This window comes from Blastococcus jejuensis (assembly GCF_039534705.1).
Lineage (GTDB): Bacteria > Actinomycetota > Actinomycetes > Mycobacteriales > Geodermatophilaceae > Blastococcus_B > Blastococcus_B jejuensis.
The window spans coordinates 12,152-30,881 of the sequence record NZ_BAAAVV010000004.1 but is presented as its reverse complement, the minus strand read 5'-3'; the positions used below and the strand labels follow the sequence as shown (position 1 = coordinate 30,881).

General features: G+C 74.6%; 18 protein-coding genes. 2 read left to right on the top strand and 16 right to left on the bottom strand.

The genetic code is table 11. From position 1 onward, the window contains the following. Positions 1 to 51 precede the first annotated feature (51 nt). Entirely contained in the window at positions 52 to 342 is a 291-nt protein-coding gene (locus ABD644_RS09715) for an SCO4225 family membrane protein (RefSeq protein WP_344688646.1), read from the bottom strand. 65 nt (positions 343 to 407) lie between these two features. Further along, positions 408 to 1,253, bottom strand: a complete 846-nt coding sequence (locus ABD644_RS09710) for a pseudouridine synthase (RefSeq protein ID WP_344688645.1) — start codon at positions 1,251 to 1,253, stop codon at positions 408 to 410. Positions 1,254 to 1,439: 186 nt separating this feature from the next. Between ABD644_RS09710 and ABD644_RS09705 the strand changes: the two genes are divergently transcribed. Beyond that, positions 1,440 to 1,709 carry a hypothetical protein gene (locus ABD644_RS09705; protein ID WP_344688644.1) on the top strand — a complete coding sequence of 90 codons (270 nt, stop codon included), beginning with the start codon at positions 1,440 to 1,442 and terminating at the stop codon, positions 1,707 to 1,709. Between the two features lie 84 nt (positions 1,710 to 1,793). Here ABD644_RS09705 and scpB read toward each other — a convergent pair whose 3' ends face one another. The 6 genes from scpB to ald all read right to left on the bottom strand — a co-directional run bounded on the left by scpB (position 1,794) and on the right by ald (position 7,302). Next, positions 1,794 to 2,639 carry an SMC-Scp complex subunit ScpB gene (gene scpB, locus ABD644_RS09700; protein ID WP_344688643.1) on the bottom strand — a complete coding sequence of 282 codons (846 nt, stop codon included), beginning with the start codon at positions 2,637 to 2,639 and terminating at the stop codon, positions 1,794 to 1,796. Beyond that, a complete protein-coding gene (locus tag ABD644_RS09695) occupies positions 2,636 to 3,463 on the bottom strand; it encodes a segregation and condensation protein A (protein ID WP_344688642.1) in 828 nt (275 codons plus the stop codon). Before ABD644_RS09695 ends, scpB begins: the two co-directional genes overlap by 4 nt. Before the next feature lie 126 nt (positions 3,464 to 3,589). After that, positions 3,590 to 4,090 (bottom strand): hypothetical protein, encoded by a 501-nt coding sequence (locus ABD644_RS09690; protein WP_344688641.1) that lies wholly within the window; start codon positions 4,088 to 4,090, stop codon positions 3,590 to 3,592. Then, positions 4,087 to 4,992 carry a ParA family protein gene (locus ABD644_RS09685; protein ID WP_425547420.1) on the bottom strand — a complete coding sequence of 302 codons (906 nt, stop codon included), beginning with the start codon at positions 4,990 to 4,992 and terminating at the stop codon, positions 4,087 to 4,089. The genes ABD644_RS09690 and ABD644_RS09685 overlap by 4 nt, the downstream gene beginning before the upstream one ends. Positions 4,993 to 5,206: 214 nt before the next feature. Continuing rightward, entirely contained in the window at positions 5,207 to 6,136 is a 930-nt protein-coding gene (locus ABD644_RS09680) for a site-specific tyrosine recombinase XerD (protein WP_344688640.1), read from the bottom strand. 50 nt (positions 6,137 to 6,186) lie between these two features. Next, positions 6,187 to 7,302, bottom strand: coding sequence for an alanine dehydrogenase (ald, locus tag ABD644_RS09675; RefSeq protein ID WP_344688639.1), 1,116 nt, complete (start codon positions 7,300 to 7,302; stop codon positions 6,187 to 6,189). Between the two features lie 267 nt (positions 7,303 to 7,569). Between ald and ABD644_RS09670 the strand changes: the two genes are divergently transcribed. Next, a complete protein-coding gene (locus tag ABD644_RS09670; RefSeq protein WP_344688638.1) occupies positions 7,570 to 8,190 on the top strand; it encodes a hypothetical protein in 621 nt (206 codons plus the stop codon). On the opposite strand, the gene ABD644_RS09665 is transcribed toward ABD644_RS09670, so the two are convergent. The 8 genes from ABD644_RS09665 to steA are packed head-to-tail and all read right to left on the bottom strand — an operon-like array spanning position 8,187 to position 18,669. Next, the gene (locus tag ABD644_RS09665) at positions 8,187 to 8,780 is read right to left on the bottom strand and encodes an NUDIX domain-containing protein (protein ID WP_344688637.1); all 594 of its coding nucleotides are present in this window, start codon (positions 8,778 to 8,780) and stop codon (positions 8,187 to 8,189) included. The two genes, ABD644_RS09670 and ABD644_RS09665, sit on opposite strands and share 4 nt — an antisense overlap. Beyond that, positions 8,781 to 10,505, bottom strand: coding sequence for a CTP synthase (gene pyrG / locus ABD644_RS09660; protein WP_344688636.1), 1,725 nt, complete (start codon positions 10,503 to 10,505; stop codon positions 8,781 to 8,783). After that, complete coding sequence (locus ABD644_RS09655) at positions 10,480 to 12,903, bottom strand: hypothetical protein (protein WP_344688635.1); 2,424 nt, start codon at positions 12,901 to 12,903, stop codon at positions 10,480 to 10,482. Before ABD644_RS09655 ends, pyrG begins: the two co-directional genes overlap by 26 nt. Beyond that, positions 12,900 to 14,051, bottom strand: coding sequence for a glycosyltransferase family 4 protein (locus ABD644_RS09650; protein WP_344688634.1), 1,152 nt, complete (start codon positions 14,049 to 14,051; stop codon positions 12,900 to 12,902). Before ABD644_RS09650 ends, ABD644_RS09655 begins: the two co-directional genes overlap by 4 nt. Continuing rightward, on the bottom strand, positions 14,044 to 15,669 hold the full coding sequence (murJ, locus tag ABD644_RS09645) for a murein biosynthesis integral membrane protein MurJ (RefSeq protein WP_344688633.1): 1,626 nt from the start codon (positions 15,667 to 15,669) through the stop codon (positions 14,044 to 14,046). The genes ABD644_RS09650 and murJ overlap by 8 nt, the downstream gene beginning before the upstream one ends. Continuing rightward, entirely contained in the window at positions 15,666 to 16,532 is an 867-nt protein-coding gene (locus ABD644_RS09640; protein WP_344688632.1) for a hypothetical protein, read from the bottom strand. Before ABD644_RS09640 ends, murJ begins: the two co-directional genes overlap by 4 nt. Continuing rightward, complete coding sequence (locus tag ABD644_RS09635) at positions 16,529 to 17,476, bottom strand: copper transporter (RefSeq protein ID WP_344688631.1); 948 nt, start codon at positions 17,474 to 17,476, stop codon at positions 16,529 to 16,531. Before ABD644_RS09635 ends, ABD644_RS09640 begins: the two co-directional genes overlap by 4 nt. Continuing rightward, positions 17,473 to 18,669: a putative cytokinetic ring protein SteA gene (gene steA / locus ABD644_RS09630; protein WP_344688630.1), complete on the bottom strand. Its 1,197-nt coding sequence runs from the start codon at positions 18,667 to 18,669 to the stop codon at positions 17,473 to 17,475. Before steA ends, ABD644_RS09635 begins: the two co-directional genes overlap by 4 nt. Positions 18,670 to 18,730 lie beyond the last annotated feature (61 nt).

Below are 18,730 nucleotides of genomic sequence, written 5' to 3'. Positions count from 1 at the left end.
GCACGCCGAATCGAGGGCCGCATGCCCCGAACCGAAGCACGGAAGGGGTGGCTACCCGGCGGGGAGGCCGGACAGCCGCGTGCCTCGCAGGAGGAGCCACAGCAGCGACGCCTGCACCAGGCCAGCGAGCGTGAGGCAGAGGACGAAGAGGTTGCCCTGCGCCGGGATGAGCTGCACCAGCGCCGAACTGGGCAGGGTGAGCACGACCAGCCAGACAGAGGACAGGCCCCTGGCCAGGACGACGACCACGGTGACGCCGAGCACGGCTACGGCGTAACCGCCGGAGATCGCCAGCGCACGGGGTCCGTTGCTGTACGCCGCCGCCATCCGCAGGAGCCGCATCGATCAGCCCTTCCGTCGCGGGTGTGCTGCGGGTCAGGGGACGACGGACATGCGCGGGCCGCCGATCAGAGACCGACGAGCTCCTGCAGTGTCCCCAGCTCCTGCCGGGACAGCTTGCGGATGGAACCCGAACGCATCCGCTGCAACTCGATCGGACCGACCGCGGTGCGGGTCAGCCGCGAGACCGGCAGCCCGACCTCGGCCAGCAGTCGCCGGACGATGTGCTTGCGGCCCTCGTGCAGCACGACCTCGACCACCGACTGCCCGGCGTGGGTGTCGACGACCCGGAACGAGTCGACCTTCACCGGCCCGTCCTCGAGCTGGATGCCCGAGCGCAGCCGCTTGGCCATGTCGCGCGGCACCGAGCCCGACACCTGAGCGAGGTAGGTCTTGCGCACCTCGTAGGAGGGATGGGCCAGCCGGTGGGCCAGCTCGCCGTCGTTGGTGAGCAGCAGCAGGCCCTCGGTGTCCTGGTCGAGCCGGCCGACGTGCACCAGTCCTGGCGCCAGGTCGCCGACCATGTCGCCGACGCATGCCCGGTTGCGGTCGTCGCTCATGGCGGTGATGACGCCCGGCGGCTTGTTGAGGGCGTAGGTGACGCGGTCGTCGCGCAGCTCGATGCGCACGCCGTCGACGGCGATCTTGTCGGCGCGGGGGTCGACCCGCATGCCCTGCACCTGGACGACGGCGCCGTTCACGCTGATCCGCCCGGCCTCGATCATGTCCTCGCAGACGCGACGGGAACCGACGCCGGCGCGGGCGAGCACCTTCTGCAGCCGCTCCCCCTGCCGGTCGTCGTCGGCGCCCTCGGGCTCGCGGTCGCCGGGGTGCACGGGGGCGAGCTCCATGTCCTCCGACCAGCCGTCGCCGGATGCCGTGGTGGTCTCGTCGTCAGGTCTCGCGGTGCTCATCGCCGCCCAGTGTCCCATCGTCCGGGACGGACACTCGACGAGATCGCCGATCTCGCGCACTCTGCGGCCCCGAAGTGAGCGAGATCGCCGATCTCGACAGGGATATGCCTCGATCGGCGGCGGGGACGGCTCGACCGCCCTGTGGACAACCGGTCGGCCGGGCCGTGGAACGGCCACGATCCCTGCATGCCCTACGCCGAGGCCTTCCTCCCCAACCCGTGGCTCATGGGTGTCGTGCTGATCGCGATCGCGCCCGTCCTGTGGTGGCTGGCTCCCGACATCGCCCGGGATCTTCGGGACGGCGCCCAGATGCTGTGGCCGCGCCGCATCTGGCGCCGCCGACCGCCGCCGCGATTCCTGCGGGCCCTGCACGGGCTCTACGTCGGCCTCGCCCGCTTCACCGCGATGCTGACCTGCGTCGGAGGGGTGGCCATGCTGGTCGTCGCCGCGACCTAGGCCCGGGCGAACGTCGTCCCCAGAGCGGCCATTCGACGGTCAGGAATGCCCGCCTCAGGGACGACGTCCGGCGCCTCGGCGGGCTCAGGAGTCGGGGTGCTCGTCCAGCATCGACGACGTCTCGGGCAGCAGCGGCGCCAGTTCGGGCAGTTCGTCGAGGCCGGTCAGGCCGAGCCGTTCGAGGAACAGCGGCGTGGTCGCGTAGAGCCCGCCGCCGCTGTCGGGGTCGGTGCCCACCTCGTGCACGAGGCCGCGGCCGATCAGCGTCCGCATCACGCCGTCCACCCCGACGCCGCGGATCGCCGACACCCGGGCGCGCGTGACCGGCTGGCGGTAGGCGATGACGGCGAGGGTCTCCAGCGCGGCCTGGGTCAGCCGGCTGCGCTGCCCGTCGACGAGGAACCGCTCGACGACGGCGGCGTGCTCGTCGCTGGTATAGAGCCGCCACCCCTCCCCCACCCGGCGCAGCGTGATGCCGGCGTGCCGGGCGCGGTACTCGTCGGCGAGCTCGGTCAGCCCCTGGCGCACCTGCTCGTCCGGGCAGCGCAGCGCGGCGGCGAGCGTCTCCTCGTCGACCGGGTTGTCCATGACGAACAGCAGCGCCTCGAGGCCGCCGCGAACCTCGGCCGGGTCGAGCAGCTGCTCGGGTTCCGGAGCCGCGTCGGGAACGGGCTCCCCCACCGGCACGTCCGGCGGTGTCGGGTCCTGGGGCGGTTCGACGTCGGGCTCGTCCTCCGCAGGGACCGCTGGGACGGCGCCCTCCTCGACCGGCTGCTCGGCGACCCGGGCGGCCAGCTCCTGGGCGACGGCGTCCCAGGTCTCGGGATCGGCGTCGCCCCGGCGTTCGGCGTCCTCACGGGTGGCGGCCAGCTCGGCCGCCAGCGCGTCCCAGGAGATGGGCGCCGGCTCGGCCCGCTGTTCGTCGCTCATGTGGGCTCCTCGTCCGGGGCGTCGTAGTCGTCCACGGTGTCCGTGTCCTCGGCGTCGTCGACCGGCAGCACCGTGCCACCGGTCCACCGCACGTGCAGCTCCCCCAGCGGCGTGAGCTGCTCGAAGACCACCCGCTGCTGGCGGTAGAGCTCCAGCAGCGCCAGGAAGCGGGCCACCACCTCGTTGGTGTGTCCGCAGTCGGCGGTCAACGCGCGGAACGTCGCGGTGCCGGCGCGGACCATGTGGTTGCGCACCAGCAGCAGCTGCTCGGAGACGCTCACCGTCGGCGCGTGCAGGTGGGAGACGCTGACCACCTCGGGCGCCTTCGGCGCGAGGGCACGGGCGGCCAGGACGGCGAACTGCTGCGGGGTGAGGTCGAGGGTGACCTCCGGCATGAGCTCGGCGAACCGCGGCTCGAGCGCGGCGTCGCGGGGGAAGCGCCGGGCGGCGTCGGCCTCCCGTTCGCGCAGGAAGGCCGCCGCCTGCTTGTAGGCCTTGTACTGCAGCAGCCGGGCGAAGAGCAGGTCGCGCGCCTCGAGCAGTTCGAGGTCCTCCTCGTCGTCGACCTCGGCGGCGGGCAGCAGCCGCGCGGCCTTGAGGTCGAGCAGGGTGGAGGCCACGACCAGGAACTCGCTGGCCTGGTCGAGGTCGAGTTCGCTGCCGAGAGCCCGCAGGTGCGCGATGAACTCGTCGGTGACCTTCGACAGCGCGATCTCGGTGACGTCGAGCTTGTGCTTGCCGATCAGCTGCAGCAGCAGGTCGAACGGACCCTCGAAGTTGGTGAGCTTGACCGTGAAACGCGTATCAGTCTGCGTCTCGGTCACAACAGCAGCCTAGAGACAGTCCTGTCCCGGTCGCGGGGGCCGGAGGCTTCCCGACCGGGACAGGAGCAGCGGCTCAGGGTCGCCGGGACGGCACCTGGTCGCGGTGTCGTCCGGAGGACGACAGAGTCACTGCCCGCGGAGCCGGCGCACGAGCACGGCGTCGTCCCCGCGCTCGTCGAGGTCGGCGAGCAGGACGGCGATGGCCTCGCGGACGATCCGACCGCGGTCGGCGGCCACGCCGTGCTTGCCGCGCAGCGTGAGCCGCGCCGTCTCCAAGGCGAGGAGCTCGTCCTGGGAGATGTAGACGGTGATCTTCTCGTCGTGCTTGGTGCGCTCGCGGTTGCGCGCCGGCCGCCCGCGGGTCGGGGTGTGCGGCTGCAGGGTGGGCGCGGGCGCCGGGGCCCGGAACGACGCGAGGTCGTCACCGGCCGCGGCACCGCCGGGGACGAGGGTGAGCGGCGAGGCGCCCTCGGCGGGCTCGTCCCGCCGCGCGATCCCGCCGCGCAGCGCCGGCGAGCTCGCCGTCGCGGTGACGCTCGGCAGCTCGGTCACCTCGGCCTCGTCGGGCTTGGTGTCGGTGCGGCGGAACAGCTCCGATGCACCCGGCAGGACCGGCCTCCTCGTCACAGCGCCAGCACCTCCTTGGCGAGGTCCCGGTACGCCGAGGCGCCCGAGGAGGTGGGGGCCCACGTCGTGATGGGCTGACCGGCGACCGTGGTCTCCGGGAACCGGACGGTGCGCGTGATGACGGTCTGGAACACGGTGTCGTCGAAGGCCTCGACCACGCGGCTGAACACCTCGCGGCAGTGCACCGTCCGCGAGTCGTACATGGTCGCGAGGATGCCGGAGATCTCCAGCGACGGGTTCAGCCGCTCCTTGACCTTGTCGATCGTGTCGACGAGCAGCGCCACCCCGCGCAGCGAGAAGAACTCGCACTCCAGCGGGATGATCACGCCCTGCGCCGCGGTGAGGGCGTTGACCGTCAGCAGGCCCAGCGAGGGCTGGCAGTCGATCAGGATGAAGTCGTACTCGTCGCGCACGTCGGCCAGCACCCGCAGCAGCGTCTGCTCGCGGGCCACCTCGCTGACCAGCTGCACCTCGGCGGCCGACAGGTCGATGTTGCTCGGCACCAGGTCCAGGCCCGGGATGTCGGTCGGCACCCGCACGTCGCGCAGGGTGGTCTTCCGCTCCATGAGGGCGTTGTAGATGGTGCGGTCCATGTTCTGGGCCGGCACGCCGAGCCCGACCGACAGCGCCCCCTGGGGGTCGAGGTCGATCAGGAGCACCTTGCGGCCGAACTCCACCAGCGCGGCACCCAGGTTGATCGTCGACGTCGTCTTGCCGACGCCGCCCTTCTGGTTGCACATCGCGATGATCTGGGCCGGCCCGTGCTGGGTCAGCGGCTTCGGGTCGGGCAGCGGACGCTGCCGGGCCTTCGCCGGGTCCAGCCGCGAGGCCGCGGCCCCCATCTCGGGATCGGTGTCGTGCGGGCGCGCGACGGCAGAGGCCGCGTCCGCTCGGGTCGCCATGGGTCTTGTTGCCTCCACCTCGTGCCCGATCCGGTCGGTTCCGGTTGCGGTCAGCCGTCCTGCCCGCTCGGGTGAGAAGGACGCTAGGGAGTGTGGTGGGTCTTCCCAAGGAGGCACGCCGGGCGTCATGTCGACATGGCGACCACTGACAACTCCTGTGACGACATCAGCCGAACCATGGCAAATGTGTGCCAAGAGCGATGGATGGCAGCTGTCAGGTGCGCGCCCGCGGGTGGCTGCTCGCGTAGACCTCGCGCAGCCGGTCGACGGTCACCAGCGTGTACACCTGCGTCGTCGTCACCGACGCGTGGCCCAACAGTTCCTGGACCACCCGGACGTCGGCGCCGCCGTCGAGGAGGTGGGTGGCGAAGGAGTGCCGCAGGGTGTGCGGCGACATCGCTGACAACTCCACCCCGCCCGCCCCGTGGCCGGCGCGCTCGGCGGCCGAGCGCAGGATCGCCCACGCGCTCTGCCGGGACAGCGGCCCGCCGCGGACGTTGAGGAACAGCGCTCCCCCGCGGACGCCGCCCTTCCCGGTCGCCGCCAGCGCCGGCCGGGCCCGCACCAGGTAGTCCTCGACGGCCCGCAGCGCATAGCTGCCGACCGGGACGATCCGCTCCTTGCCGCCCTTCCCGGCCAGCCGCACCGCGGCCTGCCCCCGGTCGAGGTCGTCGACGGCCAGCCCGACCGCCTCGGAGATTCGGGCACCGGTGCCGTACAGCAGTTCCAGCAACGCCCGGTCACGCAGCCCCCGCGGCCCGTCGACGGCGCCGGCGGCCTCGATGAGCGCGACCACCGACTCGACCGGCACCGCCTTGGGCAGCCGCCGGGCGGGCGTCGGGGGCCGGACCTCGTGGGCGACGTCGTCGGGCACCAGACCGTCGAGCAGGGCGAACTTGTGCAGCCCCCGGACGGCGACCACCGCGCGGGCCGCCGACGTCGTCGACAGCGGCGGGTGCTCGTCGTCCCCCTGCCGGAGCGCGGCGAGGAACCCCGAGACGTCGGACTCGGCGATCTCGCGCAGCCCGCGCACGCCGGCCGCCGCCAGGTACTCGACGTAGCGCCGCAGGTCCCGGCGGTAGGAGGAGATGGTGTTCGCCGCCAGGCCGCGCTCGACGGTCAGGTGGTCCAGGTAGCCGGACACGACGCGGGCCACCTCGGGCCCGACGCCGGCCGGCGCGGGAGGCGCCGCGGTCAGAGGAGCACCTCCCGGAGCCCGACGGCGGTCATGCCGTGGGCCTCGGCGACCTCGGCGAGCACGACCTGGCCGCCGACGACGTTCACGCCGTGGGCCAGTGCCCTGTTGCCGGCCACCGCGGCCGCCGTGCCCTCGTTGGCCAGCTCCATCACGTAGGGCAGCGTCACGTTGGTCAGCGCGTGGGTGGAGGTGTTGGGGACCGCGCCGGGCATGTTGGCCACGCAGTAGAAGACCGACTCGTGCACCCGGAAGGTCGGGTCGTCGTGGGTGGTGGGCCGGGTGTCCTCGAAGCAGCCGCCCTGGTCGACGGCGATGTCGACGAGCACCGAGCCCGGCTTCATCCGCGACACCAGCTCGTTGCTGACCAGCACGGGCGCCTTGGCACCGGCCACCAGCACCGCGCCGATGACCAGGTCGGCGTCGAGGACGGCCCGCTCCACCTCGTAGGCGTTGGAGGCGACGGTCTGCAGGTGGCCCTGGTAGATCTTGTCGGCGGCGCGGAGCTTGTCGATGTCGCGGTCGAGGACGACGACCTCGGCCTGCATGCCCAGCGCGATCGCCGCGGCGTTCATCCCCGAGACCCCGGCGCCGATGACGACGACCTTCGCCGCGTAGACCCCGGAGACCCCGCCGAGCAGGACCCCGCGCCCGCCGTGCGCCCGCTCCAGGCTGTGCGCGCCCACCTGCGGGGCCATCCGCCCGGCGACCTCCGACATGGGGGCGAGCAGCGGGAGGGCGCCGTCGGCGGTCTGCACCGTCTCGTAGGCGATCGCCGTCGTCCCCGAGGTGACCAGGGCGTCGGTGCACTCCTTGGACGCGGCCAGGTGCAGGTAGGTGAACAGCGTCTGGCCGGCGCGCAGGCGGTGGTACTCCTCCGCGACCGGCTCCTTGACCTTGAGCAGCAGGTCGGCGTCGGCCCAGACGTCGTCGGCGTCCTTCACGATCGTGGCCCCGGCCGCGACGAAGTCGGCGTCGGGGATGGAGGAGCCCTCCCCGGCGCCGTGCTCGACCAGCACCCGGTGCCCGGAGCGCACCAGTTCCGTCACCCCGGCAGGGGTGAGCGCGACCCGGTACTCCCGGTTCTTGACCTCTCGGGGAACCCCGACCTGCATCGTCTGTCTCCTCGGGTTGGCGGCCGGCACACCCCGAGGGTGACGGGGTCGTACCACCGCATCGTGGGCCGCCCGATCGGGGCGCGCCTCGGCCCGGAGTCTAGGCACCGAGTGGCCCGGGACACGTCCGCGCGGAGCCCTGCCCGCCCCGGCGACCCGCGCCGGCTGCTGACTCGCGGTCGATGCGCCCGGCGTGTCGGCGCGTGCCGGCGACCACGAGCCGGCACTCGACCTGCGGTCCGCGGCTCCCGATCGAAGGATGGGCCGATGCAGCTCTACGCCCACCACCCGGTCGTCCGCGGCCGGCAGATCGCCGGTGACCTCGCGATGCTCGCCTGGACGGTGCTCTGGGTGCTCGTCGCGCGGACCGTGCACGGCGCCGTCCTGGTCCTGGCAGAGCCCGGCCGGGCGGTCGAGGACCTCGGCGGCTCGGTGGCGGGCAACATGACGTCGGCAGCCGACGCCGCGAGCGGCGTCCCGGTGGTCGGTGACGAGCTGGCGGCGCCGTTCGAGGCGCTGGCCGACGCCAGCGGCTCGGTGTCGGGCGCCGGGGTCGCCGCGCAGGACGCCGTCGCCACGCTGGCCACGGTGCTGGCCGTCGTGCTCGTGCTCCTGCCGGTGGGCTGGCTGGCGCTGCGCTGGCTGCCCTGGCGGCTGGGCTACGCGCGGGAGGCGTCCGCCGCGGCCCGCCTCCTGGCCGGGACGCCGGACCTCGAACTGCTCGCGGCCCGGGCGCTGGCCACCGCTCCGCTCCCCCGGCTGGCGGCCCTGCCGGCCGGCACGGGCGCCGCCTGGCGGTCGGGCGACCCCGAGGCCGTCCGGGCGCTGGCCGCCCTCGAGCTGCGCCGCCTGGGCCTGCGCCTGCCCGAGGGCAGGCTCGTGCGCTAGTCCGCGTCGACGGGGCGCAGCCGCGGTGCGCCGGCCCGGACCTGCGCGGCGGCGAGCAGCCCCACGACGGCGATGGCGTTGCGGATGTCGCCGTCGAAGACCCGCTGGACGGCGTCGGCCAGCGGCACCCGGTCCAGCGTCATGTCGGCCTCCTCGTGCTCGACGAGGAACCCCTCGGGGCGCTCGACCTCGGACAGGCCCTCGGCCAGGTAGACCAGCACGGCCTCGTCGCAGAAGCCCGGCGAGCTGTACGTCGTCGTCAGCAGCGACCACCGCTCGGCGGCCAGCAGCGCCTCCTCGGCCAGCTCGCGCTTCGCCGTCTCCAGGGGCGGCTCGCCGTCGGCGTCGCGCAGGCCCGCGGGCAGCTCCCACAGGTGGGCACCGAACGGGTGGCGGTACTGCCGGAGCAGCACGACGTCGTCGTCGTCGTGCAGCGCGACGACGGCGACCGCCCCCGGGTGGTGGACCACCTCCCGGACGCTCTCCTCGCCGCCGGGCATCGCGACGGTGTCGCGGCGCAGCGAGATGACCCGGCCCTCGTAGATCTCCTCGCTGGCGACGACGGAGAACTCGTGCTGGTCGGTGGTCACCTAGATGCCGACCTTCTCGCCCTCGTCGACGGTCACCGGCAGCCGCGAGGACTCCTGGTAGTCGATGGCGGCCTGGACGAACGCGGCGAACAGCGGGTGCGGTCGCGTGGGCCGGCTCTTCAGCTCGGGGTGCGCCTGCGTGCCCACGAAGAACGGGTGGACGTCGCGCGGCAGCTCGGCGAACTCGACCAGCAGGCCGTCCGGCGACGTGCCGGAGAAGACCAGGCCGGCCTCGCGGAGCCGGTCGCGGTAGGCGTTGGCCACCTCGTAGCGGTGCCGGTGGCGCTCGGTGATCTCGGTGGAGCCGTACGCCTGGGCGGCGACCGACCCCTTCTCCAGCGTGGCCGGGTAGCTGCCCAGGCGCATGGTGCCGCCGAGGTCGCGCTCCCCGGCGATGACGTCGACCTGGGAGGCCATGGTGGCGATGACGGCGTCGGGGGTGTCGGGGTCGAACTCGGCGGAGTTCGCCTTCTCCATCCCGGCGACGTCGCGCGCGTACTCGATGACCATGCACTGCAGGCCCAGGCACAGCCCCAGCGTCGGGACGCCGTTGACCCGCGCGTAGCGGATGGCGCCGAGCTTGCCCTCGATGCCCCGGACGCCGAAGCCCCCGGGCACGCAGACCCCGTCGACCCCGGCCAGCGCGTGCGCGGCGCCCTCGGGGGTGTCGCAGTCGTCGGACGGGACCCAGCGGATCTGCACCCGGGCGCGGTGGGCGAAGCCACCGGCCCGCAGCGCCTCGGTCACCGACAGGTAGGCGTCGGGCAGGTCGATGTACTTCCCGACCAGCGCGATCGTGACCGTCTGCTTGGGCGAGTGGACCCGGTCGAGCAGGTCTCCCCACACGGTCCAGTCGACGTCGCGGAAGGGCAGCCCCAGCCGGCGGACGACGTAGGCGTCGAGGCCTTCGCGGTGCAGCACCTTGGGGATGTCGTAGATCGACGGCGCGTCGGCGCACGAGATGACGCCCTCGGCGTCGACGTCGCACATCAGGCTGATCTTGCGCTTGAGGCCGGTGGGGATCTCCCGGTCCGAGCGGCAGACGACCGCGTCGGGCTGGATGCCGATGCTGCGCAGCGCGGCGACCGAGTGCTGGGTCGGCTTGGTCTTCAGCTCGCCCGACGGCGCGATGTAGGGCACCAGCGAGATGTGCAGGAAGAAGCAGTTGTCCCGGCCGATCTCGTGCCGGACCTGGCGGGCTGCCTCCAGGAAGGGCAGCGACTCGATGTCGCCGACCGTCCCGCCGATCTCGGTGATCACGACGTCGACGCGGTCGGCGGCCTGGGCCCCGGCGAGGATCCGGGCCTTGATCTCGTTGGTGATGTGCGGGATGACCTGCACGGTGTCGCCCAGGTACTCCCCGCGCCGCTCCTTGGCGATCACGTTCGAGTAGACCTGGCCGGTCGTCACGTTGGCGCGGCCGTCGAGGTCGGTGTCGAGGAAGCGCTCGTAGTGCCCGATGTCGAGGTCGGTCTCCGCGCCGTCCTCGGTGACGAACACCTCACCGTGCTGGAACGGGTTCATCGTCCCGGGGTCGACGTTGAGGTAGGGGTCCAGCTTCTGCATGGTGACCCGCAGGCCACGGCTGGACAGCAGGGCGCCCAGCGAACTGGCCGTCAGTCCCTTGCCGAGAGAGGAGACAACGCCACCGGTGACGAAGACGAACTTCGTCGGCTGGGAGTTGTGCAGTAGCCCGAGTTCACGCGTTCCAGACGGTCGATCCACGGGAGACGACCGTAACACGATCGGGGCCGTCGACAGGGCCGGAACGGGGAGTGCCGTCGGCCACCTCCCCCTGTGCGGTGCCCCCGCCCCCGCGCGCGGCGGCCAGCCAGACGAGCAGCGGCACCAGCAGGGCGGCCGCCGTCGCCGGCAGGGCCACGCCGGAGTCGTTGACCGCGGCACCGAGCGCGAGGCTCAGCAGTCCGGCCAGGAGACCTGCCCGCACCGCCGCGGTGTCGCCGGGCGGGAGACCTCCCGGACCGACGGGCTCGCCGTCCTCCGGACCCGGCCGGGTGCGCAGCAGGCCGCCGGGGCGCACCAGCCAGCCGGCGGCGACCAGGGCGACGGGCAGCATCCACGCCAGCGGGCTGCCCAGGAGGATGTCGAGGTTGGCCTGCGCCTTGCGGCTGACCACGGTCCAGGCCTCGCCGGTGAGCAGCTGCTCGACGAAGCGGCCCAGGTGGCTGCGCTCGGCCGCGGGCCGCAGCCAGTCCAGGTAGGCGACGACGCCGACCGCCACCACCGCGGTCGCGAAGATCGCGCCGAGCCGGACCACGGTCACCCGCGTGCGGGTCAGCAGCAGCGCCAGCAGCAGGAACCCGGGCAGCGCCGAGAGCACCCCGCCGAAGTCCCGGCCCAGCCCGGGGGCGCCGATGATCACGACGCTGACCAGACCGATCCCGAGAACGGTGGCCGCCGTCGCGGCCCGGGCCCGGCCGGCCGGCGCGCGCCGGCCGGCGAGCGTGGCCGCGGCGGCGGTGACCAGCAGCGCGCTGACCGACAGCAGGCCGGCGGTGAGGTTGCCGTAGCCGGTGAACCGCCCGGCCACGATCGCGTCGTAGCCGAGCAGCCCGTTGAGCTCGAGGGTCGATCCGGTGAGGACGTCGAGGACCAGCGTGGCCAGGGTGACGACGACGATCGCCAGGGGCGGGCCGAGCGGGTGCGACCGCCACGGCCCAGCGACTGCCACGGTCGCCACGACGAGGGCGGCGACGACGACGGCGCCGACCATGGCCGGGACCGGCGATCCGGTCGACTCCCACGGCACCAGCCCGGCCAGGTAGGTGGCCACCGGGAGGGACGCCACCACGAGCGCCAGGGTGCGGACCAGCGCGCGGGCGCCGTCGCCACCCGCCCGGGGCGGGCGATCGCGCCGGGCACCCAGGACCGCGATGCCGAGTGCCACGAGCACGGCCGAGACGCCCACCAGGAGCCAGAAGAACGTGCTCACGTTGCGGTGGTGCACGGTGGCGGCGGTGTTGACGTCGTCGAGCTCGGCGACGGCGTCGGCCACGGCCGGCCGCTCCCCCGCCACCGTCAGCGGCTGGCCGTTCATCGACGCCGGGGCCGGCAGGTCCAGGGCCCGCAGTGCCGTCGGCGCCAGATCGATGAGCTGGAGGAAGGGGGCGCGGCCGGTGCTGGCCGAGGTGAGCCAGCCGGTCGCGGTGAAGCCCGGCCCCGAGGCGATGCCGACGTGCAGCTGCGGGCGGCCGTCGTTGACCTCGGAGATGCCGGCCAGCAGCAGCAGGGTGTCGCCGGGAGCGGCGCTGATCGCCTGGCGGATCCGGCCCAGCTGCTCGTCGATCGCGGTCAGGGCCTGCGCGCGCGGCAGCGGGTCGGTGCCGTCGTCGGTCTTCTCCGCGCCGGGCTTCCCGGCGTCGGACAGGTGCTCGAGGGAGACGAGGGTGAGCGGGCACTCGTCGAGCACGCCGGCCAGCGTCTCGGGATCGGTGGGCAGGGTGTCGGCCCGGATGATGTCCACCCCGGGCGCGGCCACGGCCAGCGTCGCGGCCCGCCCCGACACCGTCGCGCAGCCCACGGCATCGCCGAGGGCGGCCGGCTCGGCCCCGAAGCGCGCCGTGCCCTCGTCGGCAGCGGTCCGCTCGACGGTGTCCTGCGGATCGACGAGTCCGACCGCCGCGACCCGTTCCTGCAGCCCGCAGTGCGACAGCGAGGTGTCCAGCGGGGGATCCCGGCCGTCGCCGGTCTGGGCGTCCTCGCCGTCGTCGTCCGCGCCGTCGCCGGGAGCCGGCTGGGGACCGGCCTCGTCGTCGGGCAGCGGCACCTGCGGCATGGGAACCGGGGGCAGGCCCTCGTCCGGGCCGGGGAACCGGGCGCGGTTGCCGGCGCCGAGCGTCGCCCAGCCGTCGAGCACGCAGGTCGTGGAGCGGGCCGCGCGGACCGAGGTGGCGCCGACCGGCGATTCCTCGGCGAGGGCCCACAGCTCGGGGGTGGCCTCGGGGTCGACGTCGGCCCACACCAGGCCCGGCACCCCGACGACGACGACCCGGTCGGCGGCGTACTCGCCCGCATCGGCGGCCGCGGCGGCGGGGACCACCGTCGCCAGCAGCGCGGCGACGACGGCCCACAGCGCGGCGGCGCGGCGGGCTGCGGATCTCATGACGGGCCGGACACCGGCGTGCCGAGCAGCTCGCGGTAGACGGCGACCGCACGGCGGGCCGCGGCGTCCTCGTCGGGCCAGCCGGCAGCCTGCCGCCGGCCGGCGTCGGCCAGCTCCGCGGCGTGGGCGGGGTCGGTCAGCACGCGGACGAGCGCCTCGGCCAGCGCCTCGTCGTCGCCGACCGGCACGAACGACGCGCCGGGGCCGAACAGTTCCGGCATGCCCCCGGCTCGGGTGGCCACCAGGGGTGTGCCCGAGCGCAGCGCCTCTTGGCCGGTGAACGGTGACCCCTCCCAGCGGGAGGGCAGCACGCACACGTCGGCCGCACCGAGCAGGTCGGCGACGTCGCCGCGCCGGCCGAGCAGGCGCACCGGCAGCCGCTCGTCGCGGATCCGGGCGGCGAGCTCGGTCTCGAGCGGCCCGTCGCCGGCGATCGCCACCAGGGGGGTCACGGGGAGGCGTGCATCGCCGGCCCAGCGGCCGACGGCGTCGAAGAGGACGTCGTAGGCCTTCTGCGGGTGCAGCCGCCCGACGGCCACCACCAGCGGGCGGCCGTCCTCGACGCCGAGTTCGGCCCGGACCTCGGCGCGGGACCGGGTCGCCGGCGCCAGCGGCGGGGCGAGGGCCGGGGCGACGCGGACGTCGCGGGCGCCGAGCCGCCGCGCGTTCTCGGCCAGGTCACCCGACACCGCCAGCACCAGGTCCGCACCGCGGATCGTGAGCCCCTCGGCCCGGCGTAGCAGCCACATCTTCGGCCCGCTGCCCTCCTGCAGGGCGTTGTGCAGGGTGAGCACCAGGGGCTGGTCGCGCCGGCCACCGAGGCGGCGCGCCGCCGCGGCCACCAGACCGGCCCGCAGGCCGTGGGCGTGCACCAGGTCGGCGTCGGCGGTCGCGCGGCGCAGCTGGGCCACGGCCCTCCGGTCGGCCAGGGGGGCCAGGCCCGCGGAGATGCCGACCGGCGCGAACGACGCCCCCGCGGCGGTGAAGCCGAACAGCTCCTCGGTGGGGGGTGCCCCGCAGACGGTGACGGTGGCGCCGGCGGACCGGAGAGCCGGGAGGAGCGAGCGCACGTGGCTGCCGACCCCGCCGGCACTGGTGGCGAGCACCTCGGCGATGCGCCGGCCCTGCAGGGGGGTCCCCTCAGCCACCGTGCACCTCCTGTCCGGCGGGCGCGCGCAGCGCCCGGAACGCCGCGGTCAACGGGCCGCGTGCGCCCCCCATCATGACGGCGGCGGCCACGAGGAGCACGGCGCCGCCGGCCAGCGCGCCCGCACCGATCGCCGCGAGCACACCGCCGTCGGGCACCGGGTCGGACCCCAGCGCCCGGCTCACGGCCAGCCCCGCGGCACCTCCGAGGCCGGCGGCCAGCAGGGCGACGACGCCGGTCCGCGGGAGGCCGTGCAGGGCCGGCCCGCCGGCGACGCGGGCGACGACGACGAGCAGGCCGAGCCCGGCCACGGTCACCCCGAGGCTGTGCCCGGCGCCCAGCGCCCACCCCCGGTCCTCCGGCGGGAGGACGGCGGACAGGACGACGTCGGCGACGACGGCGAGCAGCCAGCCGCCCACGACGCAGACGGTCGGCGCCTTCCACAGCCCGCGGGCGTAGAGGGCGCGGGTGAGCAGGGCGACCAGCGCGTACCCGACCAGGCCGGGCGCGAAGGCCACGATGGTGTCGCGCAGCGCGCCGACCACGTCGTCCGAACCCCGGGCCAGGAACACCCGCGCCATCGGACCGGACACGGCCACGAGCAGGGCGGCCGCGACGGCCGCCGTCGCCACGGTGAACACCGCGACCGGGGCGAGCGCCCGGCGGAACCCTGCCTCGTCGCCCTCCTCGGCCCGCTCGGCGAGACCGGGATAGGCCGAGGTGGCCAGCGGCACGGCCAGCGCCGCCCACGGCACCAGGAAGAGCGTGAGGCCCGCCGCGTAGACCACCTGCGTGCCGTCGGGCGTGCCGTCGTTGGCCAGCCGGATGGCCACCGCGGCGACCAACTGCTGCCCGGCGAGGGTCAGCACCCCGGCCAGGGCCAGCCGCCGCACCCGCGGGGCGGCGCCCACCGGGAAGCGCAGGGTCGGTCGGAGCCCGAGCCGCAGCCCGCGCAGCGGGACCAGCAGGCTCAGGCTCAGGGCCACCACGCCCAGCGTCGTCCCGACCCCGAGGACGAGCTCGGCCGGCGTCGACAGGTCGGCGACGTCGCCACTGCCGCCGATCCCCGCGAAGACCAGGTACGCCCCGGCGACGACGACGCTGGACAGCAGCGGGGCGATCGCCGGGCCGGCGAACCGGCGGTGCGCCTGGAGCACGCCGGTGAGCACGATGCCGACGCCGTAGAGCACCACCTGCGGGGCGAAGACGAGCAGGAAGCGGGCGGCCAGCGCGACCTCGGCCTCGTCGCCGGCGCCGAGCAGCAGCCGGGCGATCGGCTCGGCGAACACCGCGACCAGGACGGCGAGCGGTGCCAGGACCAGCAGCGTCCAGCCGAGCAGGGCCGACGCAGTGCGCCGGACCTGGTCCCGGTTCCCGGTGGCGATGCCCCCGGCCAGCATCGGGACGACGAGGCTGGCCAGCGCCCCGCCGGCCACGACCTCGAACACGATGTTCGGGACGTTGTTGGCCGCGAGGTAGGTGTCACCAGTGCTGCCGGCGCCGACGGTGTTGGTGAAGACCAGCGTCCGGCCGAAGCCGGCCAGCCGGGCGAGCAGGGTGAGGACGGCGATCAGCGCGGCGGCCCCGGCGACGCCCCGGGCGAGCTGGCGCGAGGTCACGCCGGCCGGCGGCCGAGGCGGTCCAGTTCCCGCAGGCCCGGGGTCGCCTCGATGACCTTCGTGAAGCTGACCTTCTCGCTGGCCAGGGTCAGGCCCGTGATCGTGGCGAGCAGCCCGGCGCGCACGACCCGGCTCGGCGACGCGGCCAGCCGCAGACCGATCAGCGCACCGAGGGCGTTGGCGCCGGCGTCGCCGAGCATGACCCGCTCGCCGAGATCGGCGGGCAGGGTCGCGAGCGTCGCTCCCAGCGGTCCGGCGACGAGCCCTCCGGCAGGCCCGCCGAGGCCGGCGGCCGCGGCGAGCACGCCGGCCTTGCCGGCGCGGCCGGGGCGCAGGTCGAGCAGGTTCAGCAGATTGGCGCTGCCGGCGACCAGTCCCGTGGTGAGGACGCCGTCGACCAGCCGGCCCGCGCGGGCACCGGAGCCGCGGGAGGTGAGCAGGGCCGCCACGGCGGCCGCTGCACCGATTCCGGCGACCTTGACCGCCCCCGCCGAGACCCGGCCCTCGCGCAGGGCCCGCAGGTGCCCGGCCAGGCCCTTGTCCCGGGCCTGCTCGGGGCGGGCTCCCGCGAGGTCGTCGTAGCCCCCGACCAGACCGGAGACGCCGCCGACGACGGCGTCCGCCGCGCGGGTGCCCGGCGCGGCGCCCAGGACGGCGGTCGCCGTGGCCGAGACGGCGAGCGCGGGCCCGCCGAGCAGCGTCACCGGCCGTCCGGCGTAGTTCATCCGCCGCCACGGCGCACCCGCGGGGCGCGCGGTCAGGTCGGCGGCACCGGCCAGCGCCAGGCGCGCGACGGCGGCGCCGGCCAGGGCCAGGCGGGCGTTGCGGGCACTCCCCCGCCGCGCGGTCACGGTCGCGCTCATGGGGTGGTCGTGGGCACCGGCGGGACCGGCTGGGTGTCCTCCCCGGTGCCGTACTTGCCGGACGTGCCCTCACCCTCCTGCCCCAGGGCGAGGACGGTGCTGATCTGCCCGGCGACGGCGTTGACGTTGTCGACGGTGGAGACCGCGGCGGACACCGTGGGGTCGGCGCGCAGTGTCCCCACCAGACCCGACTCGGCCGCCGATCCGGCGTCGCCCGCCACAACCGCCCCGGAGCCGGCGGCGTCGAGAGCGGTGACCAGGTCGACCAGCGTGCCGCTGCGCTCGGCGGCGTCCTCACCGGCGAAGGCACCGCTGGTCAGGACGACCGCGTAGTCGGCGGGTGCGACGGCGTCGCTGTCCTGGCTGAGCACGTCGAGGGCGGACAGCCCGGCCAGGACCGAGGAGATGGCCGTCGGGTCGGGCGCGGTGCCCTCGGGCTGCAGCATCAGCACCTGCGCGAGCAGGGCGCCGACCAGCTGGCCGGTGTCGTCGGCCTCGGGCAGCTGCACCCCGGAGGGGAGCCCGCCCCCGGTGACGTAGCCCTGCAGGGCCGCCTCGGTCGACGGGTCGGTGTACTCCGGCTGCAGCGTGAGCTGGCCGCTGACGGAGCCGCCCGCCTCGCCGATGAGCGCGGTGACCGCGTCGACGGTCTCCGGGGCGACGTCCTCGTTGGTCACCACGAGCAGCACCGAGCGGTCGGCCAGCGTGCCGTCGACGAGGGCGGGGGCGACGGCCTCCTCGAAGGCCTGGGTCGTGTCCAGCTGGGCCTGGAGCTGCTGGGTGCGGTCCTCCAGGCTGCGCTTGTCCTGCTCGAGGTCGGCGACCTGACCCTCGATGTCGGCGAGGATCGGCTCGTTGAGCGCCGTCGTGCCGATGATGATCCCCAGCGCGACCGCCAGGAACACGGCGATCAGCGAGACCAGGTGATAGCGGAAGTCGATCACGAGAAGAGGTTCTCCAGCCAGAACACGAAGCTGTTCCATTGGTCGAGCAGCAGATCGAAGTAGACGCGTCCGGCCGCGGAGACCGCGAGGGCCGAGCCGATGGCGACGAAGGCGGCCAGCACCAGGACGACCAGGGCCAGCGTCGAGATACGGCTGCGGTAGAGCCGGCTCACGCCCTTGGCGTCCACCAGCTTGCCGCCGAGCCGGAGGCGGGTCAGGAAGGTCGAGGCCATGCCGCCGCGGCCCTTGTCGAGGAACTCCACGAGGGTGGCGTGCGTGCCGACGGCGACGATGAGCTTGGCGCCCTTCTCGTCGGCGAGCAGCATGGCGATGTCCTCGCTGGTGGCCGCCGCGGGGAAGGTGATCGCCTCGACGCCCAGGTCCTGGACCCGGGCGAGGCCGGGGGCGCGCCCGTCGGCGTAGGCGTGGACGACCACCTCGGCGCCGCACCGCAGCGAGTCGTCGCTGACGGAGTCCATGTCGCCGACGATCATGTCCGGCTGGTAGCCGGCCTCGCGCAGGGCGTCGGCACCGCCGTCGACGCCGATGAGCACCGGCCGGTAGTCACGGATGTAGGCGCGCAGGGCGTGCAGGTCTTCCTTGTAGTCGTAGCCGCGGACGACGACCAGCGCGTGCCGGCCCTCGAACTGGGTGGCTACGTCGGGCACGCCGACGCCGTCGAGCAGGAGCGCGCGCTCCCGCTTCATGTACTCCATGGTGTTGGTCGCGAAGGCCTCGAGCTGGATGGACAGCCCGGCCTTCGCCTCGGTCATCGCCGCCTCGACCGAGGCCTTGTCGTGGGGGAAGCCCTCGGCGAGGACGGTGCCGTCCTCGGCCAGCAGTTGGTTGCCGTCGACGCGGACCTCGGCGCCCTCCTTGACCGCGGTGAACACGTCGCGGCCGACGTCGTCCAGGAGTGGGATGCCGGCGCTGATCAGGATGTCGGGACCGAGGTTGGGATAGCGGCCGGAGATGCTCGCGGCCGCATTGACGACGGCGCCCACCCGGCAGCCGACCAGCGCGTCGGCGCTGACCCGGTCGATGTCGACGTGGTCGATGACGGCGATGTCGCCGGGCCGCAGCCGCTTGGTGAGGTTCTTGGTGCGCCGGTCGAGCCGGGCGGTGCCGACGACCCCGGGGCCCGCCTGCTGTGCCCGGCCGCGGCGGACGGTGCCGATGCGCATGATCCGCATGCTGCCACGCTGGCCGGAGCCCCCGGTCCACCGACGCGCGACGGCGACAGCCCGGTTACGC